This window comes from Providencia sp. 2024EL-00732, assembly GCF_044006275.1.
GTDB classification, from domain to species: domain Bacteria; phylum Pseudomonadota; class Gammaproteobacteria; order Enterobacterales; family Enterobacteriaceae; genus Providencia; species Providencia huashanensis.
In genome coordinates, this window is sequence record NZ_JBIPDG010000011.1 from 119226 (window position 1) to 139496 (window position 20271).

General features: G+C 42.6%; 12 protein-coding genes. 4 read left to right on the top strand and 8 right to left on the bottom strand.

Annotated elements, in window-relative coordinates; all coding sequences use genetic code 11:
• The first annotated feature begins 92 nt into the window (after positions 1-92).
• The 3 genes from rpoB to ACHB7C_RS16460 all read left to right on the top strand — a co-directional run bounded on the left by rpoB (position 93) and on the right by ACHB7C_RS16460 (position 9747).
• Complete coding sequence (rpoB, locus tag ACHB7C_RS16450; RefSeq protein ID WP_042849042.1) at positions 93-4121, top strand: DNA-directed RNA polymerase subunit beta; 4029 nt, start codon at positions 93-95, stop codon at positions 4119-4121.
• 109 nt (positions 4122-4230) lie between these two features.
• Positions 4231-8451, top strand: a complete 4221-nt coding sequence (gene rpoC / locus ACHB7C_RS16455) for a DNA-directed RNA polymerase subunit beta' (protein WP_042849041.1) — start codon at positions 4231-4233, stop codon at positions 8449-8451.
• A 423-nt stretch (positions 8452-8874) separates the two neighbouring features.
• Entirely contained in the window at positions 8875-9747 is an 873-nt protein-coding gene (locus ACHB7C_RS16460; RefSeq protein WP_226619214.1) for a VWA domain-containing protein, read from the top strand.
• A gap of 70 nt (positions 9748-9817) precedes the next feature.
• Here ACHB7C_RS16460 and dcuC read toward each other — a convergent pair whose 3' ends face one another.
• Positions 9818-11191, bottom strand: coding sequence for a C4-dicarboxylate transporter DcuC (gene dcuC, locus ACHB7C_RS16465; protein ID WP_129467291.1), 1374 nt, complete (start codon positions 11189-11191; stop codon positions 9818-9820).
• Positions 11188-12441 (bottom strand): peptidase T, encoded by a 1254-nt coding sequence (gene pepT, locus ACHB7C_RS16470; protein WP_042849037.1) that lies wholly within the window; start codon positions 12439-12441, stop codon positions 11188-11190. Before pepT ends, dcuC begins: the two co-directional genes overlap by 4 nt.
• A gap of 866 nt (positions 12442-13307) precedes the next feature.
• Here pepT and ACHB7C_RS16475 point away from each other — a divergent pair.
• Positions 13308-14609 (top strand): uracil/xanthine transporter, encoded by a 1302-nt coding sequence (locus ACHB7C_RS16475; protein WP_129467290.1) that lies wholly within the window; start codon positions 13308-13310, stop codon positions 14607-14609.
• A 58-nt stretch (positions 14610-14667) separates the two neighbouring features.
• On the opposite strand, the gene thiH is transcribed toward ACHB7C_RS16475, so the two are convergent.
• The 6 genes from thiH to thiC all read right to left on the bottom strand — a co-directional run bounded on the left by thiH (position 14668) and on the right by thiC (position 20198).
• The gene (gene thiH, locus ACHB7C_RS16480) at positions 14668-15789 is read right to left on the bottom strand and encodes a 2-iminoacetate synthase ThiH (RefSeq protein ID WP_395347909.1); all 1122 of its coding nucleotides are present in this window, start codon (positions 15787-15789) and stop codon (positions 14668-14670) included.
• Positions 15786-16556 carry a thiazole synthase gene (locus ACHB7C_RS16485; RefSeq protein ID WP_042849034.1) on the bottom strand — a complete coding sequence of 257 codons (771 nt, stop codon included), beginning with the start codon at positions 16554-16556 and terminating at the stop codon, positions 15786-15788. Before ACHB7C_RS16485 ends, thiH begins: the two co-directional genes overlap by 4 nt.
• 2 nt (positions 16557-16558) lie before the next feature.
• Positions 16559-16759 carry a sulfur carrier protein ThiS gene (gene thiS, locus ACHB7C_RS16490; RefSeq protein ID WP_048605395.1) on the bottom strand — a complete coding sequence of 67 codons (201 nt, stop codon included), beginning with the start codon at positions 16757-16759 and terminating at the stop codon, positions 16559-16561.
• Entirely contained in the window at positions 16747-17505 is a 759-nt protein-coding gene (locus ACHB7C_RS16495; protein WP_042849032.1) for a HesA/MoeB/ThiF family protein, read from the bottom strand. Before ACHB7C_RS16495 ends, thiS begins: the two co-directional genes overlap by 13 nt.
• Positions 17506-17575: 70 nt before the next feature.
• Positions 17576-18241 carry a thiamine phosphate synthase gene (thiE, locus tag ACHB7C_RS16500; RefSeq protein WP_042849031.1) on the bottom strand — a complete coding sequence of 222 codons (666 nt, stop codon included), beginning with the start codon at positions 18239-18241 and terminating at the stop codon, positions 17576-17578.
• Positions 18225-20198: a phosphomethylpyrimidine synthase ThiC gene (gene thiC / locus ACHB7C_RS16505; RefSeq protein WP_395347912.1), complete on the bottom strand. Its 1974-nt coding sequence runs from the start codon at positions 20196-20198 to the stop codon at positions 18225-18227. Before thiC ends, thiE begins: the two co-directional genes overlap by 17 nt.
• Positions 20199-20271 lie beyond the last annotated feature (73 nt).

Genomic DNA, 20271 nt, shown 5'->3' on the forward strand with positions numbered 1-20271 from the left:
TTTTCCGTTTCTAATAAAAAACGCGTTGCGGTTCAGACTCTTACTAAAAGAGCTAACCACTTGGGTCACTGATCAACGAGCTGAGGAAACCTATGGTTTACTCCTATACCGAGAAAAAACGTATTCGTAAGGACTTTGGTAAACGTCCACAAGTTTTGGACATACCATATCTCCTTTCTATCCAACTTGACTCGTTCCAGAAGTTTATCGAGCAAGATCCAGATGGCCAGAATGGGCTAGAAGCAGCTTTCCGTTCTGTGTTTCCAATTCAGAGCTATAGCGGTAATGCTGAACTACAATATGTCAGCTATCGTTTAGGCGAGCCTGTTTTTGATGTTAAAGAATGTCAAATTCGCGGTGTAACTTACTCTGCACCTTTACGAGTGAAATTACGTCTCATCGTTTATGAGCGTGAAGCGCCAGAAGGTACAGTTAAAGACATCAAAGAACAAGAAGTCTACATGGGTGAAATTCCACTCATGACTGAAAACGGAACTTTCGTTATCAACGGTACTGAGCGTGTTATCGTTTCTCAGTTACACCGTAGCCCTGGTGTATTCTTTGACAGCGATAAAGGTAAAACACACTCTTCAGGTAAAGTGCTATATAACGCACGTATTATCCCTTACCGTGGTTCATGGCTTGATTTCGAATTTGACCCGAAAGATAACCTATTTGTACGTATTGACCGTCGCCGTAAATTACCAGCGACCATTATTCTACGTGCAATGGATTACAGTACTGAAGATATCTTAAATCTGTTCTTCGAAAAAACTGTCTTCCAAATCCGCGATAACAAACTGATGATGACGCTAGTTCCTGAGCGTTTACGTGGTGAAACAGCTTCTTTTGATATCGAAGCGAACGGTAAAGTCTATGTAGAAAAAGGCCGCCGTATCACAGCACGTCATATTCGTCAGTTAGAAAAAGAAGAAGTTAGTAACATCGAAGTACCTGTTGAATATATTGCAGGTAAAGTTGTTGCAAGAGACTACATTGATGAAAGTACTGGTGAGCTGATTTGTGCAGCGAACATGGAACTTTCTTTAGATATGTTAGCGCGTTTAAGCCAGTCAGGTCATAAAACAATCGAAACATTGTTTACTAATGACTTAGACCACGGTGCTTACATTTCTGAAACTGTTCGTGTCGACCCAACTAATGATCGTTTAAGTGCACTGGTAGAAATCTACCGTATGATGCGCCCTGGTGAGCCACCAACACGTGAAGCTGCTGAGAACTTGTTCGAAAACTTATTCTTCTCTGAAGACCGTTACGACTTGTCTGCAGTAGGCCGCATGAAGTTCAACCGTTCACTGAACCGCGAAGAAATCGAAGGTTCTGGTATCTTGAGTGAAGAAGACATCATTGATGTTATGCGTAAACTCATCGATATCCGTAACGGTAAAGGCGAAGTTGATGATATCGACCACTTAGGTAACCGTCGTATTCGTTCTGTTGGTGAGATGGCAGAAAACCAGTTCCGTGTAGGTCTGGTTCGTGTTGAGCGTGCAGTGAAAGAGCGTCTTTCTCTGGGCGACCTTGATGCATTAATGCCACAAGACATGATCAACGCGAAACCAATTTCAGCGGCAGTTAAAGAGTTCTTTGGTTCCAGCCAGCTGTCCCAATTTATGGACCAGAACAACCCGCTATCTGAAATTACGCACAAACGTCGTATCTCTGCGTTAGGTCCAGGTGGTCTGACTCGTGAGCGTGCGGGCTTCGAAGTACGTGACGTTCACCCAACTCACTACGGTCGTGTATGTCCAATCGAAACGCCTGAAGGCCCGAACATCGGTCTGATTAACTCATTATCTGTTTATGCACAGACCAATGAGTACGGTTTCTTGGAAACCCCATACCGTTTAGTTCGTGATGGCTTAGTTACTGACGAAATTCACTATCTGTCTGCAATCGAAGAAGGCAACTTTATCATTGCTCAGGCGAACACCGTTTTAGGTGATGATGGTAGCTTTGTTGAAGAACTGATCACTTGTCGTAACAAAGGTGAATCAAGCTTATTCAGCCGTGAACAAGTTGAATATATGGACGTTTCGACCCAACAGGTTGTTTCTGTAGGGGCGTCACTGATCCCATTCCTTGAACACGATGATGCTAACCGTGCATTGATGGGTGCGAACATGCAACGTCAAGCGGTTCCTACTTTACGTGCTGACAAACCGTTGGTAGGTACAGGTATGGAACGCGCAGTAGCGGTTGACTCAGGGGTTACTGCTGTTGCAAGACGTGGTGGTTCAGTTCAGTACGTTGATGCTTCTCGTATCGTGATTAAAGTTAACGAAGATGAGATGTATCCGGGTGAAGCTGGGATCGATATTTATAACCTGACCAAATATACACGTTCGAACCAAAATACCTGTATTAGCCAGATGCCTTGTGTATCTTTAGGTGAACCAGTTGAACGTGGTGACGTGTTAGCTGATGGTCCTTCAACAGACCTCGGTGAATTAGCGCTTGGTCAAAACATGCGTGTGGCATTCATGCCATGGAATGGTTATAACTTCGAAGACTCCATCTTAGTCTCTGAGCGTGTTGTTCAAGAAGACCGTTTCACAACTATTCACATTCAGGAACTTTCTTGTGTGTCTCGTGACACTAAATTAGGGCCTGAAGAAATCACTGCGGATATTCCAAACGTCGGTGAAGCTGCACTTTCTAAACTTGACGAATCCGGTATCGTTTATATCGGTGCAGAAGTGAAAGGCGGCGACATTCTGGTCGGTAAAGTGACACCTAAAGGTGAAACACAATTAACGCCAGAAGAGAAACTGTTACGTGCTATCTTCGGTGAAAAAGCATCAGACGTTAAAGACTCTTCTTTACGTGTTCCTAACGGTGTTTCTGGTACGGTTATTGACGTACAAGTATTTACTCGTGATGGCGTAGAGAAAGATAAACGTGCATTAGAGATCGAAGAAACTCAGTTACGTGATGCGAAGAAAGACTTAACAGAAGAACTGCGTATTTTTGAAGCAGGTCTGTTTGCTCGTATCCGTTCTGTACTGGTTAACGGCGGAATTGAAGCTGAAAAACTGGATAAACTGCCTCGTGATCGTTGGTTAGAGCTATCTTTAGCAGACGAAGAGAAGCAAAACCAGTTAGAACAGTTAGCCGAACAGTACGATGAACTGAAATCTGAGTTTGAGAAAAAACTCGATGCGAAACGTCGTAAAATTACTCAAGGTGATGACTTAGCACCGGGTGTACTGAAAATTGTTAAGGTTTATCTGGCTGTTAAACGTCAGATCCAACCGGGTGATAAAATGGCGGGTCGCCATGGTAACAAAGGTGTTATCTCAAAAATCAACCCAGTTGAAGACATGCCTTACGATGAAAACGGTAACCCAGTTGATATCGTTCTGAACCCGCTGGGCGTACCATCACGTATGAACATCGGTCAGATTTTGGAAACCCACTTAGGGATGGCTGCGAAAGGTATTGGTGAGAAAATCAATGCTATGCTTAAACAGCAAGAAGAAGTTGCCAAACTGCGTGAGTTTATCCAAAAAGCATACGATTTAGGTGATGACCCGCGCCAGAAAGTTGACTTGAACACTTTCTCTGACGAAGAAGTTATGCGTTTGGCTGAGAACCTGAAAAAAGGTATGCCAATTGCAACACCAGTATTTGATGGTGCGAAAGAGAAAGAAATCAAAGAACTACTGAAATTGGGTGGTCTACCAACTTCAGGTCAGATTACATTATTCGATGGTCGTACTGGCGAGCGTTTTGAACGTCAAGTTACTGTTGGTTATATGTACATGCTGAAACTGAACCACTTGGTTGACGATAAGATGCACGCCCGTTCAACAGGTTCTTATAGCTTGGTTACTCAGCAACCGCTGGGTGGTAAAGCGCAGTTCGGTGGTCAGCGTTTCGGGGAGATGGAAGTGTGGGCACTGGAAGCATACGGTGCAGCCTATACTCTTCAAGAAATGCTTACAGTTAAATCGGATGACGTTAACGGCCGTACGAAGATGTATAAAAACATCGTCGATGGCAGCCATCAGATGGAACCTGGTATGCCGGAATCTTTCAACGTATTGCTGAAAGAAATCCGCTCACTGGGTATCAACATCGAGCTGGAAGACGAGTAATTCGTTTTGTGCCGGAGGGCTCGCCTTCCGGCCTATGTAAGCACTGGGATTTGGGGAGAGTGGCTTTGAACACTCACCTGACAGGTCTAACTCCGACAGGAGCCATTTTGTGAAAGACTTAATAAAGTTTCTGAAAGCGCAAACCAAGACCGAAGAGTTTGATGCGATCAAAATTGCTCTGGCATCACCTGATATGATCCGTTCGTGGTCATTCGGTGAAGTGAAAAAGCCAGAAACCATTAACTACCGTACGTTCAAACCTGAGCGTGACGGTCTTTTCTGTGCACGTATTTTCGGGCCAGTAAAAGATTACGAATGTCTGTGCGGTAAGTACAAACGTTTAAAACACCGTGGTGTGATTTGTGAGAAGTGTGGCGTTGAAGTTACACAGACCAAAGTCCGTCGTGAGCGCATGGGTCATATTGAACTTGCTTCTCCGACTGCACATATCTGGTTCTTAAAATCACTGCCATCACGTATCGGTTTGTTGCTCGATATGCCACTGCGTGATATCGAACGCGTTCTGTACTTTGAATCATATGTCGTCGTTGAAGGTGGTATGACTAGCCTTGAGCGTGCACAGATTCTGACAGAAGAGCAATATTTAGATGCGCTAGAAGAGTTCGGTGACGAATTTGATGCGAAAATGGGTGCGGAAGCTATCCAAGGCCTGCTGAAAAACCTCGATCTTGAGAACGAGTGTGAAACGCTGCGTGAAGAGTTAAACGAAACTAACTCTGAAACTAAGCGTAAAAAGCTGACTAAGCGTATCAAACTACTGGAAGCATTTATTCAATCTGGCAACAAACCAGAGTGGATGATCCTAAATGTGCTGCCAGTATTACCACCTGATCTGCGTCCATTAGTTCCATTGGATGGTGGCCGTTTCGCAACGTCCGATCTCAACGATCTGTATCGTCGCGTAATCAACCGTAATAACCGTCTGAAACGTCTTCTGGATCTGGCTGCGCCAGACATCATCGTACGTAACGAAAAACGTATGTTGCAAGAAGCGGTTGATGCTCTGTTAGATAACGGTCGTCGTGGTCGTGCTATCACTGGTTCTAACAAACGTCCTCTGAAATCTTTGGCTGATATGATCAAAGGTAAACAAGGTCGTTTCCGTCAGAACTTACTTGGTAAGCGTGTTGACTACTCAGGTCGTTCTGTTATCACCGTAGGTCCATACTTACGTCTGCATCAGTGCGGTCTGCCTAAGAAAATGGCACTTGAGTTATTCAAACCATTTATCTATGGCAAATTAGAATTACGTGGTCTGGCAACAACCATTAAAGCTGCGAAGAAAATGGTTGAGCGCGAAGAAGCCGTTGTTTGGGATATCTTGGATGAAGTTATCCGCGAACACCCAGTTATGCTGAACCGTGCACCAACACTTCACCGTCTGGGTATCCAAGCTTTCGAACCTATCTTGATCGAAGGTAAAGCTATCCAATTGCACCCACTCGTTTGTGCGGCATATAACGCCGACTTCGATGGTGACCAAATGGCGGTACACGTTCCTCTAACTCTGGAAGCTCAGTTAGAAGCACGTGCGTTGATGATGTCAACAAACAACATTCTGTCACCTGCAAGTGGTGAGCCTATCATCGTTCCTTCTCAGGACGTTGTATTAGGTCTTTACTACATGACTCGTGACTGTGTAAACGCGAAAGGCGAAGGCATGGTGTTAGCCGGCCCTAAAGAAGCTGAGCGTGTTTACCGTTCAGGTCATGCATCACTGCATGCCCGTGTTAAAGTCCGTATCACTGAAGAAGTTAAAGATTCGGAAGGTAACATTACGATTAATACTGGTTTAGTTGATACCACGATTGGTCGTGCAATTTTATGGATGATCGTACCGAAAGGTCTGCCTTATGCATTGGTTAACCAAGCACTCGGTAAGAAAGCGATTTCCAAAATGCTGAACACCTGCTACCGCGTATTGGGTCTGAAGCCAACCGTTATTTTTGCTGACCAAATCATGTACACCGGTTTTGCCTATGCGGCACGTTCTGGTGCATCGGTTGGTATCGACGATATGGTTATTCCAGAGAAAAAAGCTGGGATCATCGCAGAAGCAGAAGCAGAAGTTGCTGAAATTCAAGAACAGTTCCAATCTGGTTTGGTAACAGCAGGCGAACGTTATAACAAAGTTATCGATATCTGGGCTGCTGCAAACGAACGCGTTGCAAAAGCAATGATGGAAAACTTGTCAACTGAAACGGTTATTAACCGTGATGGTGAAGAAGAACAACAAGTTTCTTTCAACAGTATCTTTATGATGGCCGACTCCGGTGCTCGTGGTTCTGCTGCTCAGATCCGTCAGCTAGCGGGTATGCGTGGTCTGATGGCTAAGCCAGATGGCTCCATCATCGAAACACCAATCACGGCAAACTTCCGTGAAGGTCTGAACGTTCTCCAGTACTTTATTTCGACGCACGGTGCGCGTAAAGGTCTTGCCGATACCGCATTGAAAACAGCGAACTCCGGTTACTTGACTCGTCGTTTAGTTGACGTTGCACAGGACTTGGTTGTTACTGAAGACGACTGTGGTACTCATGAAGGTATCCTGATGACTCCGGTTATCGAGGGTGGTGACGTGAAAGAACCACTGCGTGAGCGTGTACTGGGTCGTGTGACTGCAGAAGACATTCTGGTTCCAGGTACTGCGGATATTTTAGTTCCACGTAACACATTACTGCACGAAAAACTGTGTGACTTGTTAGAAGCTAACTCAGTCGACAGCGTTAAAGTTCGTTCAGTAGTAAGTTGTGAAACTGACTTCGGTGTGTGTGCTCACTGTTATGGTCGTGACCTTGCTCGTGGTCATATCATCAACAAAGGTGAAGCTATCGGTGTTATCGCGGCACAATCAATCGGTGAGCCGGGTACACAGTTGACGATGCGTACGTTCCACATCGGTGGTGCGGCATCTCGTGCGGCAGCTGAATCTAGCATTCAAGTTCGTAACACAGGTACGCTGAAATTAGTTAACGCGAAATATGTTACTAACTCAGAAGGTAAGTTGGTTATTACTTCACGTAATACAGAACTTCGCCTGATCGATGAGTTCGGTCGTACGAAAGAAAGCTATAAAGTCCCTTACGGTGCGCACTTGACGAAAGGCGATGGCGCTGCGGTAACAGGTGGCGAAACTGTTGCTAACTGGGATCCACATACGATGCCAGTCGTCAGTGAAGTTTCAGGCTTTATCAGCTTCTCTGACATGCTTGATGGTCAAACGATGACGCGTCAGACTGATGAATTAACTGGTCTGTCTTCAATCGTTGTACTGGATAGCGCTGAACGTACTAGTGGTGGTAAAGATTTACGTCCTGCTTTGCGTGTTATTGACGCAAAAGGTAACGATGTTCTTATTCCTAACACTGATATGCCAACTCAGTATTTCTTACCGGGTAAAGCGATTGTTCAGTTAGATGATGGTGTTGCTATCAGCGCGGGTGATACTTTAGCACGTATTCCACAAGAATCTGTGGGTACAAAAGATATCACGGGTGGTCTGCCACGCGTAGCTGACTTGTTTGAAGCTCGTCGTCCGAAAGAACCAGCTATCTTGGCTGAAATTAGCGGTATTATCTCGTTTGGTAAAGAAACCAAAGGTAAGCGTCGTTTGGTTATCACACCATTAGATGGTAGTGATCCATACGAAGAGATGATCCCTAAATGGCGTCAGCTCAACGTGTTTGAAGGTGAGATCGTCGAACGCGGTGATGTTGTTTCCGATGGCCCAGAATCTCCACATGATATTCTGCGTCTGCGTGGTGTTCATGCAGTGACACGTTATATCACTAACGAGGTTCAGGAAGTTTACCGCTTACAAGGCGTTAAGATAAACGATAAACACATTGAGGTTATCGTGCGTCAGATGCTGCGTAAAGTTACCATCGCGGATGCTGGAAGTTCAGAATTCCTCGAAGGTGAACAAGTTGAGTACTCACGTGTTAAAGTTTCTAACCGTAAACTGGAAGTTGAAGGTAAAATTCCAGCTAACTATGCTCGTGACCTGTTGGGTATTACTAAAGCATCTCTGGCAACAGAATCCTTTATCTCGGCAGCATCGTTCCAAGAAACAACACGCGTACTGACTGAAGCAGCGGTTGCAGGTAAACGTGACGAACTGCGTGGTCTGAAAGAAAACGTTATTGTTGGACGTCTGATCCCTGCAGGTACTGGTTTTGCGTATCACCAAGACCGTATCCGTCGCCGTCATCTGAATGATGTTGTGGAAGCTCCACAAGTGAGTGCAGATGAAGCAACAGCGAACTTAGCTGAACTGTTAAACGCTGGCTTTACTAGCGACAAAAATTAAGACCTATTAGTCTTAGTTTTCTAGAAAAAACCGATGCCTTATGTGCATCGGTTTTTTTATATATAAATTAAATATCAACCGATAGTATTTTTAATTATTCAATTGGTAGCTATATGACTTGCTGCATTATTATTTTGATTTTTATTTATAAATAATAGCGTTAATTAAATTTAATATTGAATGTTAAATTTAACTATAAGCTGATTTTATAAATTAAGTGATTATTGAGGGAAATAAATTAATAATGTTTATCTCCGATGTGTGACGATAAACTTATAATTTCACTTTTAATTTATTATTAATAAGTTTGAATTATAAAAATATTAATTAATAAACGATAGGATAATCATTTTGAATAAAAATATAGATAATAGTAAAGATAGTATTTTCCCACCGAATATCCAGACATCCCAAGCATCTATTATGCATAATAAAAATACAGCACAAATAGTGACAGGTAACGGCCCTATTGCTTTAGATTTAGTCGTTATTATTGATACCAGCGGTTCAATGGCTGATGAAGCAGGGGATTTAAGTCAACAGATTGATGCGACGATTGAAGCGGCATCAGCAAAGTGTCCATCCCATCTTAGAGCGACATTTTTAGGCATAGAAGGGAATTGGGCAAACACAAAGTTTGATCAATCTGCCAGCGAATATTTAATCAAGATAGGTGCAAACGAAAGGGATCTACAAGCTAGATTGCCGTTTAAAGAATCTGACGGGCGAGATCACGCTGGAAATAAAGAGGATTTATGTCGCGCGGTTATTGATATTAGTAAACATTTTGATTGGCGCGATGATGCCCGTAGGGCTATCTTTGTATTGGGTGATGAAGGAATGGAAGGGGGCGGCGGAATTCTCACTCGTGCTGCTATCGCCAAAAATAATGAAGCTATATCAGTGGCTCAAGAAAGAGGAATTAAAGTATATACCTACCAAGGTACGCCAGACGATAGCCCCACCAATCTAGATCGTTTTCCAACTCTTGCTGATAGAGATAACGTGACGAGAGAGTATGAACGACTCGCCAAAGAAACCGACGGGCGTGCGTACATTTACACCACAGGAATTGCGAATTTCTCGTTGGTTTTACAGGAAATACTGTGCGATAGCTTAACCCCACCAGTAAAACCAGATAAAGGTTTATTAAGTTGTGATGCGGTGTGTGACAACTTGCCATTAATTATTAATACGGTAAACACATTATCCAATATCATCAATAAAACAATCAACTCTTGTTGCCCAATAGACTCAGATACAAAACATGATGAGCCATGCCAGTGTCAGCATTAATGTTATGTTATTAAAAAATAAAAGCGGGAATATTTTCCCGCTTTGTCATTATTATTGATAAGTTTCGTGATTAATAAAAAATACCTATAATTGCACAGTGGGCAACAAACCCGACCATCAATGGTACAGCAGTACGTTTGACTACATCGAAAGGTTGTAGTTTAGCTCCACTGGAAACCGCAATGATAACCCCTGCAACAGGGGACATACCACGTCCCATATGAGAAGCCTGTTGCATCGGCAGGATCATAGCGATTGGGTTAACGCCCATACTGTGAGCAATTTGTGGGATTAACTCCACGAATGCTAAGAATGGTGCATTACCTGAACCCATAATAATTGCTGCAGCAAGAGTGACTAAGGCAAACACAATTGCCATTGCAAATGGCGGTAAGCCGACTGATTCTGCACCAAGGATAAGTTGGTCTATAGCACCACTGACTTTAATACCATGAGCAAAAACACCAGCCGCAACTAATAACCCGACGACATTACTAAACGCATGGCCCATTCCATTTAAAAAGGTTTGGAAGCCATTACAAACTATTTTGAAATTACGGACTCGTGCAGTTTCAATCACCATACAGATTGCCATAGCAATCAATACGATTGTGACGACATCCAAGTGAATACCATTAAAGAATAAGTTTGAAGTACCAACAGCCATCACGATAGGTAACATAGGAAGAAATGCATAGTATCCGGGTACGGATTTTTTGTTTTCTTCTTTTTCGTGAGACTGTACCGCTTTTCCAATCTCTGGTACAAAGCCTTGTTTACGGTCACAATGGCGCTGCCAAAATATATGTGTAATTCCTACAACAAGGACGGTTGCTAATGCGGCAGGGCCTTGGTAATAAAGTACATATTCAACGACAGACATATCAACAGCTTTTGCGCCACGGATAGCATCAATCGCCGTTGGTGTATAGGCAACACCAAGGGATGTCGCGATAACCCCAGCCGCAGATGCCGGTGATAACCCCAAGCCAATCATGATTGGGAACATGGTACCCATTAACAATACGGCCAAGCCTGTTGCTGATGGAATGGCTAATTGCAAGATACTCGCCAACAAGAAAGAGAAAAATAGTAGTACATAAGGTGAACGCATATTTTTCAGTGGCTTGGTTGCAACACGCACTACCGCTTCATTGGCACCGATATGGTCCATATAGTGCGCAAAGCCCATCAATGCCATGATCATTAAACCGAGATCAGCAGCGCGACTACTGAATAAATCACGCATGACCTCAAATGGGTCGAGCCAAGTTATCCCTGTGGTGGTGACATTTTTAGGGAGGATAGGCCCCCAGCCAAGGGCTAGGGTGAATATCATCAATACTAAACCAGCAATTAATAATACTGGTTCAGCTTTGTATCCCTTCAAAATAAACCGCGCAACCAAAACAACGATAATCAGAACCGTTAGGATTGGGATCATGCTTTAGCTCCTGGTTTGAAGCGCTCAGCAGTAATTTGTACGACTTGTTTTAATACGTCACTTGCAGCATACAGTGATTTTACTGGCAAATATTCATAGATGGAGTGGAAATTATGTGCACCAGTGAAAATATTTGGGCAAGGCAAGCCATTTTGTGACAATGCTGCGCCATCATACCCACCACGCATTGGGATCACTTTAGGCGTGATACCACAAGCTTGGTACGCCTCAACGGCGATATCGATCGGGTAGCGGTTTTCACCTTGCAAGCTGTTATAAACGTTAGAATAACGGTCTGATAATTTACAAACAACGCTCTCTTTACCCCATAAACCTTCACAGCTTTCTGCTAATTTTTTTAAGAAAGCCATACGGGTGCGGTAACCTTCTTCTGTAAAATCACGCACATCCATTTTTAGGACAGTACGTGCGCTGTTACCTGACATTTGTTTTACCCAATAATAACCTTCACGGCCATCGGTATATTCAGGTGCTTCACCGCCTGGTAACATAGCAATAAACTTCTGCGCCATTAATAGTGAATTGATTAATTTACCTTTTGCAGACATTGGGTGTGCTGATTTACCGGTAAAGATAATTTCGGCATCGCCAGCGTTCCAATTTTCATACACTAATTCACCTATCCCGCAGCAGTCTAATGTATAAGCAAAATCCGCCCCAAATTCTTGCACATCAAAAGCTTTAGCGCCGCGGAGCCCCTGTTCTTCATCTGGAACAAAGCCAATTTTGATGGTGCCATGTTTGATTTCTGGGTTTTGTTTGAAATATTGCAGCATATCCATGATAGAGGCTATTGCCGCTTTATCATCAGCGCCTAATAGGCTGGTTCCATCGGTGACGATGATGTCATCACCAATGTAATTCACCAGTTCAGGGAACTCACTCTTACGTAGATAAATATTGAGTTCTTTATTCATGCATAGGTCTTCGCCAGTGTATGGCAAAATCTGTGCTTTAGTGTCATTGGTTTGTTCTGCACTGGTGTCTAAGTGGCCGAAGAAAGCGACTGTTGGGACATCATAATCAAGGTTGGAAGGTAAAGTGGCGGTAACAATAGCCGTATCTCGCAATTTAATATCTTCAACGCCAAGAGCCTCTAACTCTTGAACAAGTTGTTTCGCTAGAACGCGCTGTCCTTCTGAAGATGGCATGATCCCAGCTGCGCCCTTTTCCCTGTCAGTGGTGGTGTTAATTTTTGTATAAGAAATAAACCGATCAACAATATTCATTCTTTTAATTCTCCGATATTTTATCGAATGTGTTTTACATTAGTTTTTTCTGCGGTTGTAATTTGATTTCACAACATCATTCTTTTATCACGAAGAAAGAGGTTTTGAATATCAGACCTGTTCATTTTTTTTAAGAAATGCTAGTTACAATATAAATTTGATAATTAATAGTGGCTTTATTTGCGTAATGAATTAAAATGAGATACTTTATTTCACCCTCATGTTTTATTGTTAATATATTGATATTAAAGCGTAATAACTATCCTTCTATTGTATGTTATATTTAACAAACTATTTCCTATTCACTTATCTTAAATATATTAATAAAGACATCCTTCTTAATGAATAAAAATATTTTAAATAATATAGTTAATTTTATATGTTAATTTTACAATATATAAATACAACTTTAAGTAGATGTTAATTCTGATTTATAACAATAATTAAGTACAAAAAGCTAATTCCTTACATCGTGAACGTCTTTTTATATTGAGATTATTTTTATAATAATCATGCACTTAAGTATTATTACTTATTTTCGTTTTCGAAAAAAAACGAAGATTATAGAAGGTGTAATCTAAAAAGGAGTATCTTGTTTTTATATGTGATTATAAAAATACGTGAAGGTGGTTTGATTTATACTATGGTAAATTTATCGATAACCTAACAATGAATAAATAAAATTGATTAATTAATATAAAGAGACCATAAAATTCAATATATAGATTAAAATGTATTTTAATGGTACTTGCGCTATTTTTTTGTCATGATGCAAATAGATAACATTGAAAATACTTAAGTAGATAGAAAAAAATTAAATATTACTACGTAGTAGTACGCTAAGTAAGATAAAGCAAGGAACCAATATGCAATATTCCCTCATAAAAAAAAATAATATTATTTCTGGTTTTCAATGGTTCTTTTTTATTTTTTGTAACACGGTCGTTATTCCCCCTACATTACAATCCGCTTTCCATTTATCGTCACAGACCACATTTGTGATCACGCAATATGCTTTTCTCTTAACGGCATTAGCCTGTCTACTTCAAACTTTTTTAGGTCATAAACGCGCTGTAATGGAAGGTCCTACAGGGTTATGGTGGGCAACTATTTTAACGGTGACATTATCAGAATCTATGCAAGGAACAGCGCTTGAGACGGTGGGGTGGAGCTTAGCTATTGGTATTTTTTTGTCTGGCTTACTGACTGTTTTAATTGGTCTAAGTGGGGTAGGTGGTTGGCTAGCTAAATTATTTAAACCTGGGGTACTTGTAGTATTTATGTTTTTACTTGGGGCCCAGTTAGTCACTATTTTCTTAAAAGGGATGCTAGGTTTACCTTTTGGTGTAGCAGGGGACAGTGTTACAGTTAATTACCCAGTTTTCTTTCTGGCATTAGCAGTACTTATTTTTGTTATTGGGGTGATTATTTATTTGCCTTCGAATATCAGTAAGTATGCACTATTAATGGGGACCATTATTGGTTGGGTTACATATAGCGGGCTATTTGGTAATACAGTGTCATCAGTTTCTTCTGCCCAATGGATGTTATTTCCATTAGGAAAATCTGATCAAATCAGTATCAGTATTGTACTCACAGCTATTTTGGCTGGGATATTAAATACGTCAAACACGTTTGGGGCTATGCGGGGGACGGATGTGTTTTATCCTCATTCATTACCGACTAAGTCCTTATATCGCCGAAGTTTTATTATGTCGGGTTTGGTCACTATGTTGTCGGCCCCGATAGGGGTAGTGCCTTATTCTCCTTTTGTTTCCTCCATTGGGTTAATTACGCAAACCAAAGACAGTTCACGGCTCTCTTTTTGTATCGGTAGTCTGATCTTATTTTGTGTTGGTGGGGTTGCCATATTAACGCAGTTTTTTCGTTCATTACCGCTTGCTATCGGAAGTGCGGTCATGTTAGCGACTTATCTACCTTTACTTTTTTCGTCGTTTTCATTTCTCGCAGATATAAAACTGAACGCACGCAACATCTATCGTCTTGCCTTACCTATTTTTATTGGCATATTTTTAATGTCAGCGCCCGCAGCTGTACTGGATTCCTTACCCATTATGTTCAGCTCTCTGTTAGGAAATGGTTTATTAATGGGGATCATATTGGCATTGGTTTTAGAAAATACGATTAACTGGGATAAAATTGCTTAGGAATAAAAACAAAATTAATCAGTATTAATGGGATGCTTTCCATTAATACTGATGATACTTAGCGTCCTAAATAACCATCCCAATCTTTCCAAACAGGTTGTAACCCTGCTTTAACAAGTACGTCCGCGACTTGTGCTGCACTGCGATTATCATTTGGCGAAAATTGTTCCAATTCTTCTTTGGTATCCGCATATCCACCCGGCTGGGTTTTCGAGCCAGCACTTATGTTATTAATTGCGAGAGGCACAACATGGTCACGGAAGTAGGGGGATTCACGTGTAGAAAGTGATAGCTCTACATTGGGTGCAAGGATGCGAAAGGCGCAGATAAGCTGGACGAGTTCCGCTTCATTCATAATCGATGCTGGGACTACTCCCCCCGCACAAGGGCGTAAGCGTGGAAATGAGATAGAATAGCGGCTCTGCCAGTAATATTGTTGTAAATACAGTAGATGCTCAGCCACCATATAACAGTCAGTACGCCAACTATTTGATAAACCAATCAAAGCGCCCAAGCCAATTTTATCGATACCCGCTTCCCCTAAGCGCTCAGGTGTTGCTAAACGCCAGTGAAAATCCTGTTTTTTACCTTTTAGGTGATGTAATTGGTAGGTCGGTTCATGGTAGGTTTCTTGGTAGACCATTACCCCGTCAAGCCCCAATGATTTCAATTCCTTATATTCGTCAGTGTGCAATGGCTGTACTTCCATCATTAACGAGCTAAAGTATTGGCGAATAATTGGAAGTGTATGACGAAAATAATCCATTCCGACTTTATTTTGGTGCTCACCTGTGACTAATAATAAGCTATCAAAGCCAATTTTACGGATGGTTTCGCATTCATTAATTATCTCATTATCATTTAAGGTTTTACGCTTTATTTTATTACTCATTGAAAAACCACAATAAGTACAGTCATTTGCACATAAATTCGATAAATAAAGTGGGATGTAAAACCCAACTGCATGGCCGAAGCGTTGACGAGTCAGCATTTGTGCTCTTTGCGCCATCGTTTCAATGAAAGGCTGCGCAGCAGGCGATAGCAATGCCATAAAGTCGTCGAGTGTGAGCATATCATTGGCTAAAGCCCGTTCCACATCATGAGACGTTTTGCTGTTAATACGCAGTGTAATATCATCCCAATTCAGTGTTTCTAAGCGTTCTTTGAAACTCGGGATCATGATAATGCTCCCAAGAAACTGGTTAATGGGCTAGATGCTTGAGCCTGTTGTTGAGGCGCAGCTAACCCGCTTTGGTAAGCAAGTTCAGCGGCTTCGACGGCGAGCTTGAAGGCTTTTGCCATTAAGACCGGCTGTTTAGCGACAGCAATTGCCGTATTGACTAAGACCGCGTCGGCCCCCATTTCGATAGCTTCTGCCGCATGGCTGGGAGCACCAATCCCTGCATCTACTACAACAGGCACAGTAGCTTGTTCGATAATAATACGTAACATTTCTTTCGTAGCTAAGCCTTTATTGGTGCCAATAGGTGCACCTAGCGGCATAACTGCAGCACAACCGACTTCTTCAAGGCGTCGGCAAAGTACGGGATCTGCACTGCAATAAGGTAGAACGACGAAGCCTTCTTTAACTAATTGTTCTGCGGCCAATAAGGTCTCAATTGGGTCTGGTAGCAAATAACGCATATCAGGGTGAATTTCGAGTTTAACCCAGTTAGTGCCTAATGCTTCACGGGCGAGTTGTGCGGCAAAAATGGCTTCCTGTGCGTTTTTTGCTCCGGAGGTATTGGGTAATAGTTTTACGCCAAGTTCTTGAAGTGGCTGTAAGATACCATCATTTTTTCCACGTAAATCAATACGTTTCATTGCCATAGTCACTAATTGGCTCCCTGAGGCTTGAATAGCATCTTGCATCAGGCTCGCGCTGGCAAATTTGCCTGTTCCAGTAAACAGACGTGATTGAAAAGTAAAATCTGCAATTTTTAACATCATTAGCCCCCAGCGATAGCTTGAAATAACAAGATATTGTCTTGGTCATTGATGACATGAGAATCCCACTGACTTTTAGGAATAATCACTTGGTTAATGGCAAGTGCGGTTCCTGCTGTTTGTCGTTGAAGAGCGGCAAACAATTGATTGACCGTAAGCGGTGCATCAAAATCCATGGGTTGGTCGTTAATTATGATATGCATATTTCCTCCCTACAGATTGGGCATTGCGAGGATGGAGAGAGTTGCAATGTGTTCCAGAGCTGCTGCTTGCCATCGAATAACCGCAACTTACCGCTCAAAGAGGAAGGAAGGCCGACAAGGAGTTTTATGGCTTCTAATGCTTGTAATGTGCCAATAACACCGACGACAGGGCCTAGGACACCGGCGGTGCGGCAGTTACGTTCCGGTTCGCTTTGTTCAGGGTAGAGGCATGCATAACAGCCTGAACGAAATGGTGGTTCGAGCACCATCAGTTGCCCACCAAACCCAACAGCACTACCACTAACGAGAGGAGTACTTGTCATAACACAGGCGGCATTGACTGCATGGCGGGTCGCCATATTGTCACAACAATCAAGGACAAGATCGACTTGCTCAGCTAATGGAATTAAGCTTTTAACATCAAGTTGTTGGGCTATGACATGTGTTTTTACCAGCGGATTGAGCTGGTTGAGTCTATTGGCTGCTAACTGAGCTTTTGATAGCGAAATATCGTCACTATCGTATAAAACCTGCCTTTGTAAATTAGATACATGTAAGTCATCATGGTCGGCTAGCCATAGTTCCCCTACACCAGCCCCAGTTAAATAGAGAGAGGCAGGTGAACCTAATCCCCCTAATCCAACAATCAGCACTTTGCTATTTTTGAGCTTTTGCTGACCTTCAGGGCTGATATCTTCGAGTAAGAGCTGGCGGCTGTAACGCATAAATTCTTGGTCACTCAACATGATAGATCCTTTCGAGTTATCATCATGGAGAAATTACGAAAAATCGCAATAACTCCATGATTATCAAGTATTAATATAAACGCTTGTTTTCAACTAAATCTAACAGTGTCTGTGTTGCGGCTAACCAATCGTCAGCCAGCGTAATTGCGCTCACGAGGGCAACACTACCGACGCCGGTTGCAAGCACTGCAGGAACTCTGTCGATAGAAATTCCCCCGATTGCGACGGTTGGGTAGTCAGGTGTTGCAGCAACCATTTGCCTTAATGTTTCCAATCCTTGAGGGGAAGATGGCATCTCTTTGGTCTGTGTTGGAAATATATGTCCCATCGCAATATAGGAAGGGCGCACTGATTTTGCGATGGTGAGTTCATGTTCATCATGGGTTGAAATGCCTAATCGAAGGCCTGCTTGATGAATTGCCAATAAGTCCGTGGTTTCTAAGTCTTCTTGGCCTAAGTGTACGCCGTAGGCCCCTAATTCAACGGCTAATTGCCAGTAATCATTGATAAATAACCGGGCGTTATGCTTTTTCCCTAAGGCAATTGCTTGTTGAATATCATCGCGTACTTCTTCATCAGTTTTATCTTTGATGCGCAATTGGATGGTGGAAACACCTGCATTGAGCAGGCGTTCAATCCATTCAACCGAATCGACAACAGGATAAAGCCCGAGGTATTTTTCGGTAGCTGGAAAAGGTGTACTAGGAATAGTGACAGCGCTAGGCGATTTTTTCATTATTAGTCACCTCTGCATTGACGATTTCAGCACCATGGTAAAGCTCACTGCCATGTGCGCGAAATGCTTCGGACATTTGTTCCATGCCAGCTTCTTTTTTAGCGGCATAGTCGCGGACCTCTTGAGAAATCTTCATTGAGCAGAATTTCGGCCCACACATTGAACAGAAATGCGCAATTTTTCCAGATGCTTGTGGCAAGGTTTCATCGTGGTATTTGCGTGCGGTTTCAGGGTCAAGTGCTAAATTGAATTGGTCTTCCCAACGGAATTCGAAACGCGCTTTAGACATGGCGTTATCTCGAATTTGTGCTCCGGGATGGCCTTTGGCAAGGTCAGCGGCATGGGCGGCAATTTTATAGGTGATTAGCCCTTGTTTTACATCGTCTTTATTAGGCAATCCTAAGTGTTCTTTAGGTGTTACATAACAAAGCATCGCACAGCCAAACCAGCCGATCATTGCTGCACCAATACCCGAGGTAAAGTGGTCGTAACCCGGAGCTATATCTGTCGTGAGTGGCCCTAAGGTATAGAATGGGGCTTCGTGACAATGTTCCAATTCTTCCGTCATGTTGCGGCGGATCATTTGCATCGGGACGTGACCTGGGCCTTCGATCATTACTTGGACGTCATATTCCCATGCAATTTTGGTCAGCTCGCCAAGGGTATGAAGTTCAGCAAATTGTGCTTCGTCGTTCGCATCTTGGATTGATCCTGGACGTAAGCCATCGCCTAATGACAAGGAAACGTCATAAGCGGCACAAATTTCACAGATTTCGCGGAAGTTTTCGTATAGGAAGTTTTCTTGGTGATGAGATAAGCACCATTTTGCCATGATAGAGCCACCGCGAGAGACAATTCCCGTAAGGCGTTTAGCCGTCATTGGTACATAACGTAGTAGCACTCCCGCATGGATGGTAAAGTAGTCAACACCTTGTTCGGCTTGCTCTAGCAGGGTATCGCGGAACATTTCCCAAGTTAGGTTTTCAGCTACACCATTTACTTTTTCGAGCGCTTGATAAATAGGAACCGTCCCGATAGGCACAGGGCTATTGCGTAAAATCCATTCGCGAGTTTCGTGAATATAACGCCCAGTTGATAGGTCCATAACGGTATCAGCTCCCCAGCGGGTTGACCAAATCAGTTTTTCCACCTCTTCTTCGATAGATGAAGTCACGGATGAGTTACCGATATTCGCATTCACTTTAACTAAGAAGTTGCGACCGATTATCATGGGTTCAGATTCTGGGTGGTTAATATTCGCAGGAATAATTGCTCGACCAGCCGCCACTTCTTGGCGGACAAACTCAGGTGTAATATTTTCGGGCAAATTTGCCCCAAAAGCCTGTCCAGGGTGTTGTTGTAATAACACTTCGCCGCGAATACGTTCGCGGCCCATATTTTCACGAATAGCAATAAACTCCATTTCTGGGGTAATTATCCCTTTGCGCGCATAATGTAATTGGGTGACACATTTATTATTTTGCGCTTTTAATGGTTTAGGGCGGTTGTTAAAGCGGAGATGGTCAAGGCCTGCATCTGCTAAGCGTTGTTGTGTGAAGTCTGAGCTTAAGCTTTCTACGGTAATGGTATCTGCTCGCTCGTTTATCCAAGGGGCTCGAATTTTTTTTAAGCCTATGTGGACATTTAACTCAGAAGTTGGGTCGCCGTATGGGCCAGAAGTGTCATAGATAGGAACAGGTTCGTTATCTTCAAATTGTGGGTTGTCTTTATCACCCCCAATTAAAGTTTGAAAGAGTTGAATTTCTCTCATAGGGACTTGGATATCTTCTCTAGAACCTTGTAAATAAATGCGTTTAGAGTTAGGGAATGATACACCAGAAACTGTATTAATAAAGTTTTCTGCTGCATCTCTTTGAGCTTTACGTGTACGTGCCGGTGCCGCTTGTGGCGATAAGTCTGCAGTAGGGATGACGTTTTGTTGTGTATTATTGGACATAGCAATTTCCTGACATTGTCTCGGCTATCACAGTTTTGTGTAGCGGGTTTATCGAAAGAAAGTTGCTTGTCAG

Bases quoted from the DNA above. Each gene is read 5' to 3' on its own strand.
- thiC (WP_395347912.1), bottom strand. From the start codon at position 20,198: ATGTCCAATAATACACAACAAAACGTCATCCCTACTGCAGACTTATCG.
- ACHB7C_RS16475 (WP_129467290.1), top strand. From the start codon at position 13,308: ATGCAATATTCCCTCATAAAAAAAAATAATATTATTTCTGGTTTTCAA.
- thiE (WP_042849031.1), bottom strand. From the start codon at position 18,241: ATGAAAAAATCGCCTAGCGCTGTCACTATTCCTAGTACACCTTTTCCA.
- thiH (WP_395347909.1), bottom strand. From the start codon at position 15,789: ATGATCCCGAGTTTCAAAGAACGCTTAGAAACACTGAATTGGGATGAT.
- pepT (WP_042849037.1), bottom strand. From the start codon at position 12,441: ATGAATATTGTTGATCGGTTTATTTCTTATACAAAAATTAACACCACC.
- rpoB (WP_042849042.1), top strand. From the start codon at position 93: ATGGTTTACTCCTATACCGAGAAAAAACGTATTCGTAAGGACTTTGGT.
- ACHB7C_RS16485 (WP_042849034.1), bottom strand. From the start codon at position 16,556: ATGTTAAAAATTGCAGATTTTACTTTTCAATCACGTCTGTTTACTGGA.
- dcuC (WP_129467291.1), bottom strand. From the start codon at position 11,191: ATGATCCCAATCCTAACGGTTCTGATTATCGTTGTTTTGGTTGCGCGG.
- thiS (WP_048605395.1), bottom strand. From the start codon at position 16,759: ATGCATATCATAATTAACGACCAACCCATGGATTTTGATGCACCGCTT.
- ACHB7C_RS16495 (WP_042849032.1), bottom strand. From the start codon at position 17,505: ATGTTGAGTGACCAAGAATTTATGCGTTACAGCCGCCAGCTCTTACTC.
- ACHB7C_RS16460 (WP_226619214.1), top strand. From the start codon at position 8,875: ATGCATAATAAAAATACAGCACAAATAGTGACAGGTAACGGCCCTATT.